The 20799-nt window shown below is 64.0% G+C and carries 15 protein-coding genes; 14 read left to right on the forward strand and 1 reads right to left on the reverse strand.

Features of this window, described 5'->3' with window-relative positions:
* The first annotated feature begins 53 nt into the window (after window positions 1-53).
* The 7 genes from RI444_RS09965 (at window position 54) to RI444_RS09995 (ending at window position 10961) form a co-directional block, all read left to right on the forward strand.
* Window positions 54-1349, forward strand: a complete 1296-nt coding sequence (locus RI444_RS09965; protein WP_021472175.1) for an aspartate aminotransferase family protein — start codon at window positions 54-56, stop codon at window positions 1347-1349.
* Between the two features lie 2 nt (window positions 1350-1351).
* Window positions 1352-2251: a fumarylacetoacetate hydrolase family protein gene (locus tag RI444_RS09970; protein WP_021472176.1), complete on the forward strand. Its 900-nt coding sequence runs from the start codon at window positions 1352-1354 to the stop codon at window positions 2249-2251.
* A 32-nt stretch (window positions 2252-2283) separates the two neighbouring features.
* Window positions 2284-4374 carry a hydantoinase/oxoprolinase family protein gene (locus RI444_RS09975; protein WP_031216479.1) on the forward strand — a complete coding sequence of 697 codons (2091 nt, stop codon included), beginning with the start codon at window positions 2284-2286 and terminating at the stop codon, window positions 4372-4374.
* Between the two features lie 2 nt (window positions 4375-4376).
* Window positions 4377-6137 carry a hydantoinase B/oxoprolinase family protein gene (locus RI444_RS09980; protein ID WP_021472178.1) on the forward strand — a complete coding sequence of 587 codons (1761 nt, stop codon included), beginning with the start codon at window positions 4377-4379 and terminating at the stop codon, window positions 6135-6137.
* A 99-nt stretch (window positions 6138-6236) separates the two neighbouring features.
* On the forward strand, window positions 6237-7370 hold the full coding sequence (locus RI444_RS09985) for a Gfo/Idh/MocA family protein (protein ID WP_021472179.1): 1134 nt from the start codon (window positions 6237-6239) through the stop codon (window positions 7368-7370).
* A 186-nt stretch (window positions 7371-7556) separates the two neighbouring features.
* Window positions 7557-9518, forward strand: a complete 1962-nt coding sequence (gene iolD / locus RI444_RS09990; protein ID WP_179013879.1) for a 3D-(3,5/4)-trihydroxycyclohexane-1,2-dione acylhydrolase (decyclizing) — start codon at window positions 7557-7559, stop codon at window positions 9516-9518.
* Window positions 9519-9605: 87 nt separating this feature from the next.
* Window positions 9606-10961 (forward strand): aldehyde dehydrogenase family protein, encoded by a 1356-nt coding sequence (locus RI444_RS09995; protein ID WP_069696471.1) that lies wholly within the window; start codon window positions 9606-9608, stop codon window positions 10959-10961.
* Between the two features lie 94 nt (window positions 10962-11055).
* Here RI444_RS09995 and RI444_RS10000 read toward each other — a convergent pair whose 3' ends face one another.
* Window positions 11056-12240, reverse strand: a complete 1185-nt coding sequence (locus tag RI444_RS10000; protein WP_021472182.1) for a Gfo/Idh/MocA family protein — start codon at window positions 12238-12240, stop codon at window positions 11056-11058.
* A 187-nt stretch (window positions 12241-12427) separates the two neighbouring features.
* Between RI444_RS10000 and RI444_RS10005 the strand changes: the two genes are divergently transcribed.
* From RI444_RS10005 to RI444_RS10035, 7 genes are all read left to right on the forward strand, one after another.
* On the forward strand, window positions 12428-13195 hold the full coding sequence (locus RI444_RS10005; protein ID WP_207604736.1) for an SDR family NAD(P)-dependent oxidoreductase: 768 nt from the start codon (window positions 12428-12430) through the stop codon (window positions 13193-13195).
* 53 nt (window positions 13196-13248) lie between these two features.
* Entirely contained in the window at window positions 13249-15006 is a 1758-nt protein-coding gene (locus RI444_RS10010; protein ID WP_207604737.1) for an IlvD/Edd family dehydratase, read from the forward strand.
* A 32-nt stretch (window positions 15007-15038) separates the two neighbouring features.
* Complete coding sequence (locus RI444_RS10015; RefSeq protein ID WP_207604738.1) at window positions 15039-16052, forward strand: D-2-hydroxyacid dehydrogenase; 1014 nt, start codon at window positions 15039-15041, stop codon at window positions 16050-16052.
* A gap of 32 nt (window positions 16053-16084) precedes the next feature.
* A complete protein-coding gene (locus RI444_RS10020) occupies window positions 16085-17542 on the forward strand; it encodes an APC family permease (RefSeq protein ID WP_021472186.1) in 1458 nt (485 codons plus the stop codon).
* Window positions 17543-17566: 24 nt separating this feature from the next.
* Window positions 17567-18577 (forward strand): inositol 2-dehydrogenase, encoded by a 1011-nt coding sequence (gene iolG / locus RI444_RS10025; protein WP_021472187.1) that lies wholly within the window; start codon window positions 17567-17569, stop codon window positions 18575-18577.
* 322 nt (window positions 18578-18899) lie between these two features.
* Window positions 18900-19784 (forward strand): ATP-binding cassette domain-containing protein, encoded by an 885-nt coding sequence (locus RI444_RS10030; protein ID WP_021472188.1) that lies wholly within the window; start codon window positions 18900-18902, stop codon window positions 19782-19784.
* Window positions 19781-20779, forward strand: a complete 999-nt coding sequence (locus RI444_RS10035) for an ABC transporter permease (protein ID WP_021472189.1) — start codon at window positions 19781-19783, stop codon at window positions 20777-20779. Before RI444_RS10030 ends, RI444_RS10035 begins: the two co-directional genes overlap by 4 nt.
* Window positions 20780-20799: the final 20 nt, after the last annotated feature.

Consider the following 20799-nt stretch of genomic DNA (forward strand, 5'->3'; position numbering starts at 1 on the left):
ATGTCCCGTGAGCTGAAAAGACTTGTGAACTGAAAAGACTGGAGAAACCTGAATTGGCAACCACCAACCATCTGGAACAAACGCTTGAGGTGCAGAACCCGGTCGAGGACCCGCACCTGCGCCGGGGACCGCGGGGCTTCCCGCTCTTGCCGGGCGGTTACGGGCGCTCAACCTATTACACCGGCGCTCCGAGCCCCTACGCGATCAAGGGTGAGGGCTACCGGGTGTGGGATGACCGCGGCCGCGAGCTGATCGATGCAAACAACAACTTCACGTCGCTGATCCACGGCAACGCCCACCCCGACATCACCGAGGCCGCCACCAAGGCCCTCTCCAGCGGCGCCAGCTGGGGGATCCCCAACCTTTACGAATGGGAACTGGCGGAACTGTTGCTGGGCCGCCTGCCGGAACTGGACCAGGTGCGGTTCGCGAACTCCGGTACCGAGGCCGTCATGTCGGCCATCCGTATTGCTAGGGCCAGCACCGGACGCGAAAAGGTCATCGTTACCAAGGGCGGTTACCACGGCACCTCCGAGGTTGCCCTGGTTCCCGGCGGTCCTTCCTACCAGCGCGGTGTCACCCGCGGGGTGATCGACGACGTCACTGCGGTGCCGCTGAACGACGTCGAATTCCTGCGTCAGGCGGTTGAATCCGCTCCGGACGCATACGCCGCCATCATCCTGGATCTCTTGCCGAACCGGGCCGGGCTCCTGACGATCAACCAGGAATTCGTCCGCACCGCCCGGGAACTGGCTACCCGCTACGGCCTCGTCCTGATCATCGACGAGGTCATCAGCCTCCGCCTTGGCTACAACGGCTTCAGCGGCGAGTACGGGGTTACTCCGGACTTGCTGACCACGGGAAAGCTCATCGGCGGAGGCTTCCCGGTCGGTGCTGTTTGCGGCAAGGCCGGGCTCATGGCGGAGGTTGACCCGAGCCGTCCCGGGAGCCTGCCGCACGGAGGTACATTCTCCGGCAACCCGGTCAGCATGGCCGCCGGTGCCGTTGCCCTTCGCCTCTATACCCAGGATGAAGTCAAGCGCCTGAACCAGTTGGGCGACACCGCCCGCGAAACGGTGAACTCCCGTGTGGCCGACGCCGGTTGGGAGATCCGTGGCCGTGGCTCACTCCTCCGCGCGGTTCCGGCCGGCGCGGAGAAGGTGGACGAACACACCCAGCACAGCCTGTGGTGGGCCTCCTACGAGCGCGGACTGCTCGGTTCCCCGGCCAACCTGCTGTCCCTGTCCACGCCTATGGACGAGAAAGTGGTGGCCGACATCGCAGACCGCCTGGCCGACGCCGTCCTGGCTGTGGCCTCGCAGGCTCCCGCGACGGAAGGTGCCAAGTAGCCATGAAGATCGTTTCCTATGAACACGAATCCGGCATCCGCGGCGGTGTGCTGATCGAGGACACCGTCTACGACCTGGAGCTGCTCCTGCAGGGTTCCGGCCAGGCAGTGCACGGAGCCACCACGTCCGTCCGGGAATTTCTGGAACTGTATGGCGACCGGCTCGAGGCCGTGTCAGCCGAAGTCAGCGCCCTGGCCGGCCACGACCCGGAAGCCCATGTGGGGGCCAGGGCCGATGTACGCCTGACCACACCCGTACCGGACCCCTCCAAGGTGCTGTGCATCGGACTGAACTACAAGGACCACGTCGCAGAGACAGGCCGTGCGTTCCCCGAGTACCCGGACGTTTTCGCCAAGTTCGCGTCCACCATGGTGGGGCCCGACGACGACATCGGCGGCGCCAGGGTCAGCGAAAACCTCGATTTTGAAGGTGAGCTCGCCGTGGTGATCGGTCGCAGGGCCAGCGAAGTTTCCGAAGAAGAAGCACTCGGCTACGTAGCCGCAGTGGCCCCGCTGAACGATGTCACCGCCCGGGACCTGCAATACCGCGGCACGCAGTGGCTGGCAGGCAAGGCCATTGACGGGTCAACCCCGTGGGGTCCTGCACTGGTCACCCTGGACGAAGTGGGCGATCCCCAGAACCTGGAGTTGGCCACCCGCGTCAACGGCATCGAAGTGCAACGGGCCAACACCAGCCACCAGATCTTCCCGATCGCGCGGATCGTCTCCTACCTCTCGGGTTTCCTCACCCTGGAACCGGGCGACGTCATTGCCACGGGAACTCCGCAGGGCATCGGTGCCAAGCGGAACCCGCCTGTCTGGCTGGAACCGGGAGACACGGTGGAAATCGACATCGAGAACGTGGGACTGCTCCGAAACACCGTCGGCAAGCCCCAGCCCTAACCCTTGCAAACTCTACGAAAGTTATGAAGACCATGAGTGATGTACAAACACAACCAGGTGAGGCCAGGTATCGGATCGCCGTCGACACCGGCGGTACCTTTACCGACGTCGTGGTCGGTTCCAACAGCGGTGACATGGCCGTCGGCAAGGCGCTGACCACCTACGACCGCGTGTTCACCGGCTTCGAAGCCTCGGTTCGCCGCGCGGCTGAATCGGTCGGCTGGAGCGGCGACGACGTGCTCCGCAACGCAGACGTGATTGTCTACGGCACCACCCACGCCACCAACGCAGTGCTCACGGGCAAGGTCGCCAAGACTGCGCTGCTGACCACGGACGGTTTCGCAGACACCCTGTTGCTCCGCGAAGGTGGCCGTCGTGATGCCTTCGATTCCAAGGCTGCCTACCCGCCGCCGTACATTCCCCGCCACCTGACCTTCGAAATTACCGAACGAATCTCCGCCGAGGGCGACGTCCTGGTGCCCTTGGACGAGGAGCAGGTCCGCGAGGCCCTCGCTTCCTTCAAGGAACAAGGGATCGAAGCCGTCGCCGTCTCCTTCCTGTGGTCGATCATCAACGACGTCCACGAAAAGCGGGTTGCCGAACTGATCCACGAGATCCTTCCCGGGGTTCCCTACACGCTCTCCAACGAGGCCAACCCCACCATCCGCGAATACCGCCGCTCCTCGGCAGCCTCGATCGACGCCTCCCTGAAGCCGTTGATGGCCGACCATTTGGGCAAGTTGCGCGCAGACCTGCAGGAGTACGGTTTTGCAGGCGATCTGCTGGTGGTCACCTCCGAGGGCGCTGTCCTTGACGTCGCGGATGTCCTTGACCGTCCGGTCCTGCTGCTGAACTCCGGCCCGTCCATGGCGCCCCTGGTGGGGGCCGCGGCGGCCCCGGACCGCGACACCGTGGTGGTCTGCGACATGGGCGGCACCACCTTCGACGTCTCCCTGGTGGAGGAAGGCGTGGTTCGCCACACCCGCGAGGCATGGCTGGGCGAACCCTTCGTCGGCCACCTCACAGGCCTGTCGTCCGTTGCCGTGTCCAGCATCGGCGCCGGCGGCGGCAGCATCGCATGGATCGACGGCGGCGGCCTCCTCCGCGTAGGACCGCAAAGTGCGCGAAGCACGCCCGGCCCCGCAGCCTACGGCCGCGGCGGTGAAGAACCGACCGTCACCGATGCGTGCGTGGCACTGGGCTACCTTGACGCCGACGGTTTCGAGGGTGGCTTCACCCTCGACCGTGAAGCTGCCATCAAGGCAATCGACACCCGCATCGCCGGTCCATTGCAGATGGACACGCTGCAGGCCGCCCAAGCGATCCTGGATGTCTCCGCCAACCACATGGCCACAGCCATCCGGCAAGCGTCCTTGGAACAGGGTGTGGACCCACGCGGTGCCCTGATCGTTGCAGGTGGTGGCGCCGGTGCCATGGTCGCGGCTGCCATCGGAAGGCTCCTCGAAGCCGACACCGTCCTCATCCCGGCCACCGCCGGCGTCCTGGCCGCCTACGGCGCCCACAGGGCACCCATCGCCACCGAATTCCTCTCTCCGCTGCACAACGACACCCGCAGTTTCGACGCCGGTTCGGCCTCCCGCGCTGTGGAGGACCTGACAGCCAAGGCTGAGCTCTTTGTGAAGCGCTTCGACGGCGTAGGCGAAGCGCCCAAGGTCACCTACTTCGTGGATGCCCGGTACCCCGGCCAGGCCTGGGACCTCCGCGTCTACCTCGACGCCGCCCCGGACACCTCCGGTGATGCGGCAGGCATCATCGAGCGCGCCTTCCACGAAGAGCACGACCGCCGCAACGGCACCCACGATCCGGACAGCCGCGTGGAGATCATCACATGGGGCGTCCGCGTGGAAATCCCGCGTCCGGAGCACACCAAGTCCGAAGGCGAACTCAGCCGCACCGCGGAAATCCACCGCACGGATGACATCGTCTTTGGCGGCGAACCCTTCAGCACCCAGCGCTACCGCGGCGTGACACTCGCTCCCCGCGACAAGATCGTGGGACCGGCCGTCATCGACCAGCCCACCACCACCATCGTCGTACCGCCGGAATGGGACGCGACGCTCGATGAACGATCCAACATCTACCTCATCCGTAAGGAGGCCTAACCGTGACCCGCGAATTCGATCCCGTGAAACTCTCGGTGCTTGCCAACGCATTCGACGGCATTGTCCGCGAGATGACCAGCGGCTTGCTCCGCTCCGCCCGCTCTTCGGTCATCAACACGGCCCGCGACTTCTCCTGCGCCGTGCTGACCGCCGACAACCAGCTGCTCGCTGCAGCGGAAGGCGTGCCGGTACACGTCTTCGGTGCAGGCCCGCTGGGCGAGGACATGGTGGAACTGCACAAAGACATCAAGGAAGGCGACGCGTTCCTGCACAACGACCCCTACATGGGCAATTCCCACGCTGCAGACCACGTGATCCTGGTACCCATCTTCATCCAGGGGCGCCACCTCTTCACCGCCGTGACCAAGGCCCATCAGGCCGACTGCGGCAACTCCCTTCCCACCACGTTCTTCGCCACCGCAAGGGACGTCTATGAAGAAGGGGCACTGATCTTCCCCTGCGTGCGGATCCAACGCGACTACACGGACATCGACGACATCATCCGCATGTGCCGCTCCCGCATCCGTGTTCCCGACCAGTGGTACGGCGACTACCTGGCATCCGTCGGCGCCTCGCGCATTGCCGAACGCCGCATTCACGAACTCGCTGAGAAGTTCGGCGTGGATGACCTCGTGGACTTCGTGGATGCCTGGTTCGACTACTCCGAGCGGCTGACCGCTAGCGCGATTGAGAAGCTGCCCGAGTACATCCTCCACGGCACCTCCGCCCACGATCCTTTCCCCGGAACAGGCCCTGACGGTGTGCAGCTCCAGGCAACCCTGGAGGTCAAGCCCAAACAGGGCAAAGTCGTGATCGACCTGCGCAACAACCCGGACAACCTGCCCAACGGCCTGAACCTGACCAAGGCAACGGCAACCGGCGCGGCACTGGCCGGCATTCTTTCCGGCATCCCGGAAAACCTGCCGAGCAACGCCGGAACTTTCCGCCGCGTTGAAGTGCTGCTGCGCGACGGCTGCGCCGTCGGAGTCCCCAAGCACCCCTACTCCTGCTCCTCGGGCACCACCAACCTGGCAGACCGCGTCGTCAACATCGTCCAGGCCGCCTTCTCCCAGATAGACGACGGCTACGGAACTGCCGAAGGTGCTGCCGGACAGGCGCCGGCCAAGTCGGTGATCTCCGGAACGGACGAACGCAACGGCAACGCCTACGTGAACCAGATCCTGGTAGGCGGCGTCGGCGGTCCGGCCACCCCGTACGTTGACGGCTGGCCCACCTACCAGCGTCCCGTCTGCGGGGCCCTCCTCTACCACGACAGCGTGGAAGTGGACGAGCAGCGCTACCCGATCCTCGTCCACGAACGCACACTGGTCGCAGACTCCGGCGGAGCCGGCCGCCAGCGCGGCGGCCTGGCAACCCGCGTCACCATGGAACCCCGCGGTGAAAGCGTCACCCTCACCTACGGCATCGAAGGCAAGATCAACCCGCCCAAGGGCGTCCGTGGCGGCCACGACGGCGCCGGGCCCTCCGCCTGGGTGGAAGACCTCAAGACCGGCGAACGCCGGGAGATCCCCGTGGTGGGCCGCTACGACCTGCATTCGGGCGAGAAAGTCGTGTCCATCACCCCCGGTGGTGGCGGCTACGGCGATCCGCTGGAGCGCGACGTCCTGGCAGTCCTCGACGACTACCGCGAATCCCGGATCACGCTCGACGCTGCAACAGCCGATTACGGCGTGGTCATCATAGGCGGGGCCGTGGACGAGGCCGCCACGGCCAAGACACGCCAGGAGCGCCTGGCCGTTTAGCCACCCACCCGGCCATCCGGCCACAGCGCTATAGCAACACGTCCCGGGGCGGGGTATCCTCGCCCCGGGATGTTCCAACAAGCACTAACGGAGATTCACATGGAACCCATTCGAGTCGGCATCATCGGCGTCGGAAACGTCCTCAACCAGTACCTGGACAAGATCGGCGTCCACCCCGACGTCGCTGTCGTGGCACTCGCGGACGTGAACGCCGAGGCGGTCAGGAAGCGCGCTGCCGAATACGATGTCCCCAAGGCCCTCACTCCCGACGAGTTGCTGGCCGATGAGGAGGTGGAACTTGTCCTCAACCTCACGCCGCCCAAGCTTCATGCGCCAGTCACGCTCCAAGCGATCGCGGCCGGCAAGCACGTCCTCTCCGAGAAACCCTTCGCAACGTCCCTTGAGGAAGCAAGGCAGATCCTGGCTGCAGCACGGGAAGCAGGGGTCAAGGTAGGTTCCGCACCCACCACGTTCCTGGGCTCCGGGATGCAGACCAGCCGCAAGCTGATCGACGACGGCTGGATCGGCACGCCGGTGGCAGCTTTCGCGTCCTTCGCCTGCCGTGGCTACGAGCACTGGCACCCGAACGTCGACCCCTTCTACAGCCCCGGAGCCGGCCCCATGCTGGACATCGGACCGTACCTGATCACCAACCTGGTGAACTTCTTCGGCCCTGTGTCGCGCGTCTCCGCGACCACGCCGCGTTCGTCCGGGACGCGTCCCCGTCCGGGCAAGGATGGGGAAGTCATCCGGATCCAGACCCCGACCCACGTCACGGGAACCATTGACTTCGAGTCCGGCGCTGCCGCCACCGTGATCGTCAGCTGGGACATCTGGAACCACAACCTGCCGCATCTGGAGGTCTACGGCACCGGCGGCTCGCTGGCAGCGCCGAACCCGGACCACTTCTCCGGGGCTCCCGTGCTGCGCCGCGGCGAGCCGGGGGACCTCGCGCTGGACATGACGCCTCCCGGCGGTGGTGACTGGCGCGAAACGCCCATCACCCACCGTGACGATGCCTACCGCGGCATCGGGCTGGCAGAATTCGGCTACGCCATCCGCAACGGCGTGGAACCCCGGACGGGCGGCGACTTCGCCTACCACGTCCTGGAAGTGCTCTTGGCCTTTGAAGCCTCCTCGGAGCAGGGCAAGCACATAGACATCGAGAGCACCTGCGAGCGGCCCCGGCCGCTGCCCTCGGTTGGCCCGCAGGAGCCGTACCGGTTCGACTAGAGGCCAGGCAGAACAGCGGCCGACAGCGGTACTAGCGTGCCGCCGTCGACCGCTGTTTTGCGTGTCCGGGGCAGTAGGGGGCTGCGTCCCAAAGTGGGACACAACGTTGCTTTCCCGCAATGAAAACCTGAGGTTCGGGCGAATCGGTTTGCAAATGCCGACGCACCTACGAATTTAGGAGAACGCATGACTACCACAGCCGCTGCTGACATCGGCACAGACGTCAAGACCGCAGCCGACAAAAAGGCCGTCCGCCGCCGCACGGTCGCACAAGCAATCGTTGAGTACCTGCAGGTCCAGTACAGCGAACTGGACGGCGAGAAGCGCCGACTGGTCCCCGGCATGTACGGCATCTTCGGCCACGGCAACTCAGTCGGCCTGGCACAGGGCATCGACGAATACGGTTCCGACTTCACCTACTATCAGGCCAAGAACGAACAGTCCGCAGTTCACGCAGCCATCGGCTTTGCCAAGGCGTCCAACCGTGCCGCCACGCTGGCTTGCACGGCCTCTGCCGGCCCTGGTTCCACCAACATGGTCACCGGTGCTGCAACCGCCACGACCAACCGCCTCCCGGTGCTGTTGTTCCCCGCGGACATCATCAACAACCGCTTCGGCGATCCCGTGCTGCAGCAGATCGAGCACCCGGTGGAGCGCGATGTCTCCGCCAACGACTGCTTCCGTCCGGTCAGCCGCTACTTTGACCGGATCACCCACCCGGCCCAGCTGCTGTCCACCCTTCCGGAGGCCATGCGCGTCCTTACCGACCCGGTCGAAGCCGGAGCGGTCGTAGTATGCCTGCCGCAGGACATCCAGGGCGCCGAGTTCGACTTCCCGGAGACCTTCTTCACCCCCCGCGTCTGGCACATTCGCCGGCGCCCGGCAGTTGAGGACGAACTTCGTGACGCCGCCGGGATCATCCGTAACGCCCGGCGTCCGCTGCTGATCGCCGGTGGTGGAGTCCGCTACTCCAAAGCACAGGAAGAACTGGCGCGCTTCAGCGCCGAATTCGGCATCCCTGTCTCGGAAACGTACGCCGGTAAGGGCAGCGGCCCCGTCACCGACTTGAACCTTGGTGCGCTGGGCGTGACCGGCACAGTGGGTGCCAACGAGATCGCCGACGCCGCGGACGTCGTGATTACGGTGGGTTCGCGCCTGCAGGACTTCATCACGGCCTCACACTCCCTCTTCCAGAACCCTGACGTGAAATTCGTCAACCTCAACGTTGGTGCGTTCGACGCCCACAAGATGGGCTCATTCCCCCTCATCGGAGATGCCAGGCTGAACCTCGCGGCCCTCCGGGAACGCCTTTCCGCCGTGGGCTATTCGACATCCGCGGGGTTCAGGAGCGACATTGCCGATGCACGCAAGGCCACGCTGGAAGTGCGCAAACACGACCTGCAAGCTTTCCCGGGCGAGAAGATGAGCCAGGCGCAGGTCATCGACGCCTTGAACAGGACCACCACGGGCGAGGACGCGCTGATCCTGGGCTCCGGTGGCGTGGTGGAGGGCATCCACAAAGCCTGGGATCCTTCAAACGGCACCGAAATCCACTTCGAATACGCCAACTCCTGCATGGGCCATGAGATACCTGCCGGATTGGGCTACCGAATCGCCCGCGACGGCGAGCCCGGTGAGGTCTATGTCCTCATCGGTGACGGCACGTACTTCATGCAGCCCACTGAACTGGTAACCGCAGTGCAGGAGCGCCAGAAGATCATCACGATCGTGGTCGACAACCGTGGACACCAATGCATCTGGCCCCTTCAGGTCGCCAAGGGCGGCCCGGGCCGTGAATTCGGTACGCAGTACAAGGAGCGCAACGCCGGGTCCGGACGCCTTGACGGGCCGGTCCTGGAGTTCGACATCGCTGCCAACGCGGCCAGCATGGGCTGCGCCGCGTGGTCAACAACCACCATCGAGGAGTTTGAGGGCGCCCTCGCCGAGGCCCGTGCCGCTGAGGGACCCGCCGTGATCGTCGCCCACGTCGAGCAGTACCGGTACCTGTCCGGCAACGGCGCTTTCTGGGACGTCGGAGTGCCGATGACCTCCCAGCGCCCGGGCAGCCAGGAAGGTACTGCCAAGCACCTCGAAGGCCGCGCCCGCCAGCGCTACTACGCTGCCACCACCGCACCCGAACCGCGCTAGGCACACCGGGCGGGACCGCTCCATCGGCGGTCCCGCCCGCTTGTTTTCCGATAACAGTCCCCATTTCCTGACCAAGGAGCATTCACTATGAGCTCATTTGCCGTTATTGATCCGGCTACCGGAACCATTCATGCCGAGTACCCCGCGGCCACCGACGCAGAGGTCGAGGCAGGACTCGGCGCAGCACAGAAGACATACCAGGAGTGGTCCCGGACCACGACCGTGGCCGAGCGCGCTGTCTTGGCCAAGCGCCTCGCGGACCTGTTCGTTGAGCGCAAGGACAAACTGGCCGCCATCATCAACCGTGAGATGGGCAAGCCGTTGCAGCAGGCCGTGGGGGAAGCCGAGTTTTCCGGTTCCATCGCAGCTGCCTTCGCCGAGCACGCGGAAGAGTGGCTCGCGGACGAGGAACTGGAGGTGGCGGATGGACTGAGGACCTTCTTCCGCTACCAGGGCCTCGGCGTGATCCTGGGCATCATGCCGTGGAACTACCCCTACTACCAAGTGGCACGGTTCGCGATCCCCAACATCATCCTTGGCAACACGGTGATCGTCCGCCACGCCAGCCAGTGCCCGGAGTCGGCGTTGGCGTTGGAGGAACTCTTCCGCGACGCAGGTTTCCCCGAGGGTGCCTACGTCAACCTGTTCGCCACCCACCAGCAGATTTCCACCATGATCGCGGACGACCGCGTACAGGGTGTCTCGCTGACCGGTTCGGAGCAAGTGGGTGCGATCGTGGCGGAGCAGGCCGGACGTGCCCTGAAGAAGTGCGTCCTGGAGCTTGGCGGCGCCGACGTGTTCCTGGTGCTCGATACCGATGACGTGGACCTTGCAGTGAAGAAGGCCGTGATGGGCCGCATGGGCAACACGGGCCAATCGTGCAACGGTTCCAAGAGGATCGTGGTGCTGGACAAGTACTTTGACGAGTTCGCCGGGAAGTTCAAGGCTGCCATCGCCGGCCAGTCCTACGAGAACGGCGATTTCGGCCCGATGTCCTCAGATTCGGCCACAAAGTTCCTGGCTTCCCAGGTACAGGGTGCGTTGGACCAGGGCGCCGAAATCCTAGTGGGCAACAATGAGCCCCAAGGCAACGTCTTCACTCCGACGGTGATTACCAACATCACCCCGTCCATGGACGTTTACAGCGAGGAGCTGTTTGGTCCGGTCGCCCAGTTGTACAAGGTCAGCAGCGACGAGGAAGCAATCAAGCTCGCGAACTCCTCGCCGTACGGCCTGGGTTCGGTGGTGATCTGCGACGACGTCGAGCGCGCCGAGCGCGTCGGCAACCAGCTCGACGTCGGCATGGTCTTCGTCGGTGCCTACGACCTCAGCGGTGCGGACGTGCCATTCGGCGGCGTCAAGAAGTCCGGCTACGGCCGCGAACTGGGCAAGGTGGGCATGTTGGAGTTCGCCAACAAGAAGCTGTTCCGCTTTGCGAAGTAGGTCCTGGGAGTGTAGTTTTCAACGCAGCAGAAGGAGGCCGGATCATTGCGATCCGGCCTCCTTCTTTGCCCGCGATTCCTTCTTTGCCCGGGACTCAGGCTCCGTACGTGGTCTGCCCGGACACTTCCGGGATGTCCACCCAGCCGCCGGAACCGGCGCTCTGCAGGGAGGCATCAACGAGTTCCGAAACGGACCAGCCGTCGGCGGCGGAGGGGCCGAGCTGCTTGCCTTCGGCCACGGAACGCAGGAACAGCGCGGCCTCGATGGTCTTGAGGTCGTTGAATCCGATGCCGGGGCCGGGTCCTGGCTGGAAGCGGCCGAATTCTCCGTAGGACGGCGGGGTCATGATGGTGCGGTATCCGCTGCGGTCCGTGGCGAGTTCAAGCTGGTTCATTCGTTCGAAGTTCCAGCGCAGCGAGCCTTCCGAGCCGTACACCTCGATGATGTATTCGGCGTGCGGGCCAATGGCTACGCGGGTGGATTCGAACATACCGATCGCGCCGCCTTCAAAACGGGCCAACATCGCCGTGTAGTCCTCGTTCTCCACTTCACGGGTGACGTCCGATGCCTGGCCCATGTCGAAGGAGTTGGAGGACTTGCCTGCGGGCAGTGGACGGTCCTTGATGAAAGTTTCGGTGACCGCGTTGAGCGAGGTGATCCGGCCAACCAGGAACTGTGCAAGGTCGAAGCCATGGCTCAGGACGTCGCCAAGGACTCCCGAACCGGCGCGTGCCTGCTCGTAACGCCATGTGAAGACCTGCGTCGGGTCGGAGGCATAGCCCGTGAGGAGGCGGATCTGCACGTTGGTGATCCGGCCCAGAGCGCCGGACCGGATGAGCCGACGGGCTTCCGCGACAGCCGGTGCGTGCCGGTAGTTGAAGCCCACGGAGGTGATCAGCCCTGCAGCTTCGGCGCCCTGGGCTATTTCGCGGGATTCCCGGGCACTGCGGCCCATGGGCTTTTCGATCCAGAAGTGCTTGCCGGCCTCGATGGTTGCCATGGCGATTTCGTGGTGCAGGAAGTTGGGGGAGCAGATCGAGACAACGTCGACGTCCGGGTTCTCGAGTACTTTGCGGTAGTCGGTGGCCGTTTCCTTATAGCCGAGTGCGTCCTCGGCGTGGTGGCGACCGGCGTCGTCGGGGTCTGCGGCGATCACCAGCTCGGGGTGGCGCGGCAGTTCAGGGAAGAACTGCTTCGTAGCGAGGTAGGCGCGCGAGTGCAGACGCCCCATCCACCCCACCGAGATGAGGCCAACGCCAATGCGGTTCTGGTCTTCCAAAGTGGACTCCTTAGTTTGTGCCGCTTTCCGGCGGTGCTGTGCCGCGCAGAAAGACGGCATCTGCCCATCAGCCTAGGAACCCACGGAGGGTGCGCTGTGTCTCAATCTGAGACATCCGGGGCCGGGGCGGGGCTGTTTGAGTAGAACGTACTAGTCCCGCAACGCCAACCAAGAGGAGCCGTCGACGATGATGCACCGCAGCCCGTGGAAACGGACGGAACCCTTGCGGGTGATCGTCACAGGAGCGACGTCCGGCGTCGGAGCAGCGACCGCGAAACTGTTCGCTGCCCGTGGTGCCCGGGTAGCGCTGCTGGGCCGCCGCCCGGGGGAGCTGCGGCGCGTTGCGGGAGAGCTCGACGGCGGTGCGCACCACGTGGTTGCCGACGTCGCCAGTGCAGAATCGGCCCGGAACGGCGTCCGGGGAGCCATTCACGCCCTCGGCGGGCTGGACGTGGCAGTCAACGCTGCGGGGGTTGCAGGCTACGCGGCCCTTGAGGACCTGGACGAGGACCGCTGGCGTGAGGTGCTGGACACCAACCTTTCCGGCACCTTCTACGTCGCGCAGGAAGCGGGCCTCCACATGCGCAGGTCCGGGGGAGGGGCGATTGTCAACGTTGCCTCTGACCTCGCAACCATGGGCGTTGCAGGACTGGCCCACTACTGCGCCGCGAAGGCCGGCGTCGTGGGGCTCACGAAGGCGCTGGCCCTTGAGTTGGCGCCCTCTGTCCGTGTCAACGCCGTCTGCCCCGGGCCGATCGACACGCCCATGCTGCGCACCGGCCTGGACGCCGCGCCGGACCCGGTTCTGGCCCTGCGGCAGAAGGAAAGCGCCGTCCCGCTCAGCCGGCTCGCGGAGCCGGAAGAAGTGGCGGCGGCCATCTATTTCCTCGCCGTCGAGGGCACGTTCGCCACTGGTACCAGCATGGCGTTCGACGGCGGCACTTCGGCCGCTTAGCAGCTTCACCCAAGACCTCATCAAGACAAACAAGCCAAGGAGCTTTGAAGGTTATGTCCGACTCGAAGTACAACGATCTCCGCAGCGCACGCTGGTTTGCGCCGCACGACCTCACCGGATTCGTGCACCGCACCGCCATCCAGGCCGAAGGCTTCTCGCGCTTCGCCATTAAGGACCGGCCGGTCATTGGCATTGCCAACTCCTGGTCGGAGCTGGTCAACTGCAACATCCACTTCAAGCTGCTTGCCGAGGCCGTGAAGCGTGGCGTCCTGATGGCCGGTGGTTTGCCGCTGGAGTTTCCCACCATCTCCTTGGGCGAGAGCCTGATGAAGCCCTCGGCCATGCAGTTCCGCAACCTGATGGCCATGGACGTCGAGGAATCCATCCGTGCCTACCCGCTCGACGCGATCGTGCTGTTGGGCGGCTGTGACAAGACCGTCCCCGCGCAGCTCATGGGAGCCGCCAGCGCAGACATACCCACCATCATGCTGACCGGCGGCCCCCAGGAGCCCGCCCACTTCCGGGGCAAGCAATTGGGTGTCGGGACGGACACCTGGAAGTACGCCGATGAACTGCGGGCAGGAACGATCACCGAGGCCGACTTCGACGAACTCGAGTCCGCCGCCAAGCCCTCCGCCGGGCACTGCAGCGAAATGGGCACGGCCTCCACCATGACGTCCCTCGTTGAGGCCTTGGGCATGTGCCTCCCGGGCAGTGCGTCCATCCCCGCCGTCGACGCCCGGCGCGGGCAAGCCGCGGAAGCCACTGGCCGCAGGGCCGTTGAAATGGCCCTGTCAGGTCCGAAGCCCAGCGAGATCCTGACCAAGGAAGCGTTTGATAACGCCATCACGTTGCTGATGGCCTTAGGTGGCTCCACCAATGCCGTGGTTCACCTTTTGGCACTTGCCCGCAGGGTGGGTTACGACCTTCAGCTGGACCGGTTCCACGAGATTTCGCAGCACACTCCGCGGATCGCCAACGTCCGCCCGTCCGGTGAATACCTCGTGAAACAGCTCTTCGAGGTCGGCGGCATCCCCACGGTTCTGAAGGCCCTGGATCCGCTGTTGCACCGGGATGCCTTGACCGTCACGGGCGAATCCCTCGCAAAGGGCTACGAATCGGCACCTGAGCCGGACGGCGTCGTCGTGAGCACGCTTGAGGCGCCGTTCGATGCATCCGGTGGCATCGCCGTCGTTCGCGGCTCGCTAGCCCCGAACGGTGCGGTGATCAAGCGCAGCGCAGCCTCCAAGGACCTGCTGCAGCACAAGGGTTCGGCCATAGTTTTCGAGGACATCTACGACCTTGGCCGCAGGATTGACGATCCGGACCTGGACATCACGGAGGACTCGGTCCTGGTGCTCCGCAACAGCGGCCCGGTGGGTGCGCCCGGAATGCCGGAATGGGGCATGCTGCCCATTCCGCAAAAGCTGCTGCGCAAGGGGGTCCGGGACATCGTGCGGATCTCCGATGCCCGCATGAGCGGCACCGCGTTCGGCACCACGGTGCTGCATGTGTCCCCTGAAGCTGCCGTGGGCGGTCCGTTGGCCATTGTCCGGGACGGCGATCCGATCGTGCTGGACGTCGAAAACCGGCGCCTGGACCTCGACCTCCCCCAGGAGGAGATCGAAGCCCGGCTCGCTGACCTCAAGCTTCCGCAGCCCAAGTATCGCCGCGGATACGGCCGACTGTTCATTGACCGCGTCAACCAGGCTCACGAGGGCTGCGACTTCGATTTCCTCACGGGCCTCCCTGATGAGGAACCGCAGCGCCTGCCGTATGGCCTGATGAGCGGCTGGCAGGGCGGCTGGTGAGAAGCCGCGACGAGGAAGGGCAGGGAACGGGCATGTCACGACCCAAAGTAATTGTCATCGTCCAGGAGGGCCGGCCGTTGCCTCCTGTGGAGCGGCTGGACGCCGAGGCCGAGGTAGTGGTGGTCCGGTCCGCCGAAGAGTTCAAAGCGGCGCTGCCCGGGGCGGAAATCCTGTTCCTGAACGACTTCAGGACGAAGCTTCTGCGTGACGTTGGTCCGGGGGAGCTGCGATGGATCCACACCTCGAGCATCGGCGTGGACAGCCTCATGACCCGGGAGATCATCAACGGCGACATCGTGGTGAGCAATTCGCGCGGCGTTTGTGAACGGCCCATCGCCGAGTGGGTCCTGGGTGTCCTGTTGATGTTCACCAAGGACCTGCGCCGCACCATCGAACTGCAGCAAGCAAGGACCTGGCAGCACCGGGAAACCGAACCGTTGCTGGGACGCAAGGTCCTGGTGGTCGGCCCTGGACCTGTGGGGCGCGAGACGGTCCTGCTGCTGCGTGCGGCGGGCATGGATGTGTCGGTCGTCGGGCGGACAGCGCGTGAGGATAAGCAACTGGGCGCCATTGCCTCCTTCGAGGAGCTGGACCTGCTCCTTGGGGAGGCCCAGGACGTGGTGCTGACCGTGCCGCTCACTGAGGAGACGCGCGGGCTGTTCAACGCTGCACGCTTTGACAAGATGCGTCAGGGAGCACGGCTGGTCAATGTGGGCCGCGGGGCCGTGGTGGTGGAACAGGACCTGCTCGACGCCATCGACGCCGGGCACCTGGGTGCAGCAGCCCTGGACGTTTTCGCGAACGAGCCGTTGGCAGCTGAAAATCCACTCTGGAGCCGCAGCAACATCCTGGTCTCGCCCCACGCCTCCGGGGACCTGATCGGGTGGCGTGGCCGAGTTGTGGACTGCTTCGCAGCAAACCTGCAGAAGTGGAAGACGGGCGAGCCGCTCAATGACATCGTGGACCTGAAAAAGCTTGGCGGAACCGCTCCAAAACCCCTGTCCCAAGCTGGTACAGTGCTCCCACAATCCGCGTCGATAGTGTGACTCAGCACTCAAAACTTCGCGACGAGGATTACATGTCAAGCACAACAAAAGGGAAGCAGACGCCTACCCGGACCCAGGAAGACAAGCTCAGCGGCAACATGGGGGTGGGCGAGCTCGTGATGAACGTGCTCGCCTTCTCCTCCCCGCTGACCACCGTTGCAGGCACCCTGCCTGTGATGCTCCTTTTCAGCGGGCACACCGCTCCGGGCATCTACCTCCTGGTGACGTTGATGCTCCTGATCTTCTCGGTGGGGTTCGTCAGGATGAGCCGCAGCGTGGACGCTCCAGGCGGCTTCTATTCATTCGTCACCGCCGGCCTTGGCAAGCCGGCCGGTCTTGGTGGTGCACTGTTGGCGCTGGTGGGTTACATCTTCATCGGCTTCTTTGCGCCGTCCCTGTTCGCCCTCACCCTGCAGGGCTTTGTGGTGAACACCCTGGGTGGTCCGGAGATTCCGTGGTACTGGTACGGGTTGGGCATCATCACCGTCACCACGCTGTTGGCTTACAACCGCATCGACTTGTCGGCAAAGGTCCTGACGGTAGTCATGTTGCTGGAATCGGCCGTGGTGGTCATTTTCGATGTGGCCGCGTTCGCCTCGGGCGACGTGTCACAGGGTGTCGGGTTCTCCATGCCCTGGATCACCGACGCCGGGTTGGGCCTGGCCCTGTTGTTCGCCGTGGGAAATTTCTTCGGGTTCGAAGCGACGGTTATCTACCGGGATGAAGTGAAGAACCCTGACCGGACCATTCCCAGGGCCACGTATCTGGCGGTGGTCGGCATTGGCCTGTTCTACGCGGTGGCCGCATGGGCCTACACGGCATTCCTCGGCGCTGACAATGTCCAGGACGACGCCAAAGCAAACACGGTGAATCTGTTCAACGACGGAGCCACTGCGCTGGTCGGCAAGATTTTTGCCGATATCGGTGTGGTCCTGTTGATCACGTCGATCCTGGCCTCCATGCTGTCCATCCAGAATATTGCGGCCCGGTACAGCTTCTCGCTGGCTGCCGACGGGGCGCTGCCGAGGATCCTCGGCCGCGTCCACCCACGGCACAAGTCCCCTTATGTTTCGGCGGTGGGCGTGGGCATCGTTTGGGTGGTTGCCACTGTGGTGTTCACCCTGGTGGGGGTTGCTCCCGAGGCCCTCTATCCGATCGCCAGTGGAAGCGGCACGTTCTCGGTCCTGCTGCTGATGTTCATTACGAGTTTCGCGGTGCTGGTCTACTTTGTGCGCCGCCGCAGTTTCGCTCCCGAATCCGTGTGGAAGACCATTGTTTCCCCCATCGTCAGCGTGCTGTTCCTTGGCCTGATTACTTATCTGGCAATTGCGAATTATCCCGAGCTGATCGGTGGATCGGCCGTCATGACGGCAATTTTCATGACATTTACTTTTGCGTTGTTCATCGGCGGCATTGTTTATGCATACTTCCTGCGTTCAAAGCGTCCCGAGGTCTATGCGCGTTTAGGCCGGCAGAAGATCGATCAATAACCACTGCATTATTGGAGGGCTGCAATGACGCAACAGATCAGGGTTGGCCTGTTCGGGACCGGGAGGATCGGTCAGGTGCATGCCATGAGCCTGGCAACGTTGGAAGAAGCGACGCTCACCTGGGTGTGCGATCCATACCTGGAAGGTGCCATGCGGACTGCTGCCGAGTTCGGCGGCAGGGTCAGTGACGACCCCGCCGAAGTCTTTGCTTCAGGGGAAGTGGATGCCGTCATCGTGGCCTCTCCGACCGCTACCCACGTGGAACTCATTGAACAGTCGATCGATGCAAATATCCCCGTGCTGTGTGAGAAACCTGTTGACCTGGAGATTGCCCGGGTTGATGCACTCCGGGCCAAGGCGGCTGCTGCGGATGTTCCGATCGCTTTGGGGTTCAACAAGCGCTTTGACCGGCATTTTGTGGAACTACGGCGGCGGGTGGGGGCCGGGGAGATCGGTGCCTTGGAGCAGTTAATCATCACGAGCCGGGATCCAGGGGAGCCGCCGGCGGCTTACCTGCCCCAGTCCGGCGGGATTTTCCGGGACATGACCATCCACGACCTGGACATGGCCCGCTACTTTCTTCCGGACATTGTGGAGGTCTCGGCCCGCGGTGCCAACGTCTTCAGCGAAAGCATCCGGGAGGCGGGCGACTTCGATTCCACCGTGGTCACCCTTCGGGGTTCCAACGACCAACTCGTGACCATCCTCAATTCAAGGCATTCCGCGTACGGCTACGACCAGCGCATCGAGGCCTTCGGCTCCACCGGTTTGCTCCAAGTGGCCAACAAGAACGACAGCCTGGTGCGGCATTGGGGCACGCGTTCCGTCGAGGGGACAAGCCCTTACCAGAACTTTTTCCTGGAGCGCTATGCGGAGGCGTACCGGCTTGAAGTCGCCGAGTTCCTGCGCGCTGTCCGCGGCCTGCCCTCCCGGAGTCCCGGCTTCGAGGACGGCCGTGCTGCCTTGGTCCTGGCCGACGCGGCGGAGAAGTCAGCCCGAACAGGCGCCGCCATTGCCGTGGATTTGTCAGCGTAGCCCTTTGAATGCCCGGCCCGGGCACGGATTCTTTCGCAACAATCCGTGCACGGGCCGGGCATTTCCCTTTTAGCTCCGGCTAATTCCCATTGATTCGTTTGCTGTGGCAACAATTTCCGCAAGCCGTGTTCCAAAGTGGCACACACGCCGTTGCGTCGAGTCCGTCAAAGTTCAAGTAAGTGAAACAGAGTGGCGTAGGTCACGCGGTTTATGGGTGTCTTAGGATTTCCCGCCTCCGCAACGTCAAACAATGTGGTTGGACGGACCATCGCCAATGGTGTTTCACCGGTTCATTTGCTTGGCCCTATCAATCGAGGATGAGATGACCGATGCACCACCGGTGACAGCTCCACTTGTCGCCCTCAAGGACATACACAAGACATTCGGGGCGGTGTCCGCTTTGCGCGGCGTCAGCATCGATGTCATGCCCGGCGAAACCTTCGCTCTGCTAGGAGACAACGCCGCCGGCAAATCAACGCTCATGAAAGTGCTGACGGGCGTCTACCAGCCCGATCGGGGCGCCATTGAGCTGGATGGAAAACGGACCGAGTTTCCTACGCCGTCCGCTTCCCGTGACCAGGGTGTCGAGATGGTCTACCAGGACTTTGCCCTGGCAGACAACCTGGACGTACGCACCAACATCTTCCTTGGCCGGGAACCACAGAAGAATATCCTCGGTCCGCTGGTGCGGATCATCGATCGCAAGAAGATGGAATCCGAGACCAAGCGCGTGCTGGAGCGCCTGGACATCCCCATCAACCCGCGCCTGAAGGTCAAGCGACTTTCGGGCGGTCAGCGGCAGGCCGTGGCCATCGGGCGCGCCCTGGCATTCGATGCACGTCTGATCATCATGGACGAACCCACTGCCAACCTGTCGGTGGCGAAGGTGGACAAGTTGATCGAAGTCACCCAGCGGCTCAAGGATCTGGGGATTGCAGTCATCATCATTACCCACCGGCTTGACGAAGCCTTCGCAGTGGCAGACCGCTTCGCCGTCATGCGCCAGGGGCAGGTAGTGGGCAGGTTCCGCGTCGGCGAGGTCTCGGAAGCCCAAGTGGCCCACCTGATCTCCCACGGCACCTTGGATGACTACGTCGACACCGGAAGCGGCATCCCCGATGACCGCCGCAAGATCGGAAGCACGTCAAGCAAGGAAGCCGTTGATGCCATGGCCGTTGGCGGACCTACAACCGGGAGCGACTCATGAGCCTCACCATGGACAACCTCAAGACGAAATTAGGACCCGCCGATCTCAAGGAGGGCCTGACGGCCACCAAGGTCAAGCGGTTCATTGGGGACTACGGGATCATCATCCTGTTCGTGGTGATCCTCATCGTCCTTGCCGCGGCCGCGCCGAACTTCCTGACCCTGAACAACATCGTGAATGTGGTCCGGCAGTCATCGATTATCGGCTTGATCGCGCTGGGAATGACGTTCATCATGATCACCGCGGGTATCGACCTGTCGGTTGGTTCGGTCGTCGGCTTGGCGGGCATGACATTCGCCATCCTGGCTCCCGCCAGTGGCGGCGCCTTCTGGCTCCCGCTGATAGCCGGCCTGGGTGTGGGACTCTTGGTCGGTTTCCTCAGCGCAGCCATGGTTGTCTGGGGAGCAATCCTTCCCTTCCTGGCCACGCTGGCCACCATGGCCATAGCCCGTACCGCAGCCCTGGTCATCACTGACGGACAGGTTGTTTCCGGGTTGAGCGGACCGGCCGAATGGCTGGGCTCCGGTTTCCTGGGTCCCGTTCCGGTCCCCGTGATCATCTTCCTGCTGGCCGCTATCATCTGTGAGTTCGTGTTGAGCCGTACCAAGTTCGGCTCCCATGTGTACGCCGTGGGCGGCAACGAAGAGTCGGCCAAGAAAGTGGGCATCTCCACCAGCCGGGTGCTCTTCACCGTCTACCTGATCGGTGGCGTGACGGCTGCCTTGGGCGGTCTTGTCCTGACGGCCCGCCTGGATGGCGCCGCACCCGTGGCAGGTACCGGATACGAGCTCCAGGTGATCGCCGCCGTCGTGATTGGCGGCACGAGCCTCTTCGGCGGTGTCGGCACCATCCGGGGAACCGTGATCGGTGTCCTGCTGCTGGGCGTCGTCATGAACGGCATGAACCTGCTCGGCGTTTCCTCCTACTACCAGCAGGGCGTACAGGGCGTGATCCTCGTCCTCGCCGTGCTGCTGAACCGCTGGAAATCCGACTAGTCCAGCACCCAACCAACGCA

Source organism: Paenarthrobacter sp. AT5 (assembly GCF_032764245.1).
In the GTDB taxonomy this organism is placed as follows: domain Bacteria; phylum Actinomycetota; class Actinomycetes; order Actinomycetales; family Micrococcaceae; genus Arthrobacter; species Arthrobacter ureafaciens.

Bases quoted from the DNA above. Each gene is read 5' to 3' on its own strand.
- RI444_RS09970 (WP_021472176.1), top strand. From the start codon at position 1,352: ATGAAGATCGTTTCCTATGAACACGAATCCGGCATCCGCGGCGGTGTG.
- RI444_RS09975 (WP_031216479.1), top strand. From the start codon at position 2,284: ATGAGTGATGTACAAACACAACCAGGTGAGGCCAGGTATCGGATCGCC.
- RI444_RS09985 (WP_021472179.1), top strand. From the start codon at position 6,237: ATGGAACCCATTCGAGTCGGCATCATCGGCGTCGGAAACGTCCTCAAC.
- iolD (WP_179013879.1), top strand. From the start codon at position 7,557: ATGACTACCACAGCCGCTGCTGACATCGGCACAGACGTCAAGACCGCA.
- RI444_RS09995 (WP_069696471.1), top strand. From the start codon at position 9,606: ATGAGCTCATTTGCCGTTATTGATCCGGCTACCGGAACCATTCATGCC.
- RI444_RS10005 (WP_207604736.1), top strand. From the start codon at position 12,428: ATGATGCACCGCAGCCCGTGGAAACGGACGGAACCCTTGCGGGTGATC.
- RI444_RS10010 (WP_207604737.1), top strand. From the start codon at position 13,249: ATGTCCGACTCGAAGTACAACGATCTCCGCAGCGCACGCTGGTTTGCG.
- RI444_RS10015 (WP_207604738.1), top strand. From the start codon at position 15,039: ATGTCACGACCCAAAGTAATTGTCATCGTCCAGGAGGGCCGGCCGTTG.
- RI444_RS10020 (WP_021472186.1), top strand. From the start codon at position 16,085: ATGTCAAGCACAACAAAAGGGAAGCAGACGCCTACCCGGACCCAGGAA.
- iolG (WP_021472187.1), top strand. From the start codon at position 17,567: ATGACGCAACAGATCAGGGTTGGCCTGTTCGGGACCGGGAGGATCGGT.
- RI444_RS10030 (WP_021472188.1), top strand. From the start codon at position 18,900: ATGACCGATGCACCACCGGTGACAGCTCCACTTGTCGCCCTCAAGGAC.
- RI444_RS10035 (WP_021472189.1), top strand. From the start codon at position 19,781: ATGAGCCTCACCATGGACAACCTCAAGACGAAATTAGGACCCGCCGAT.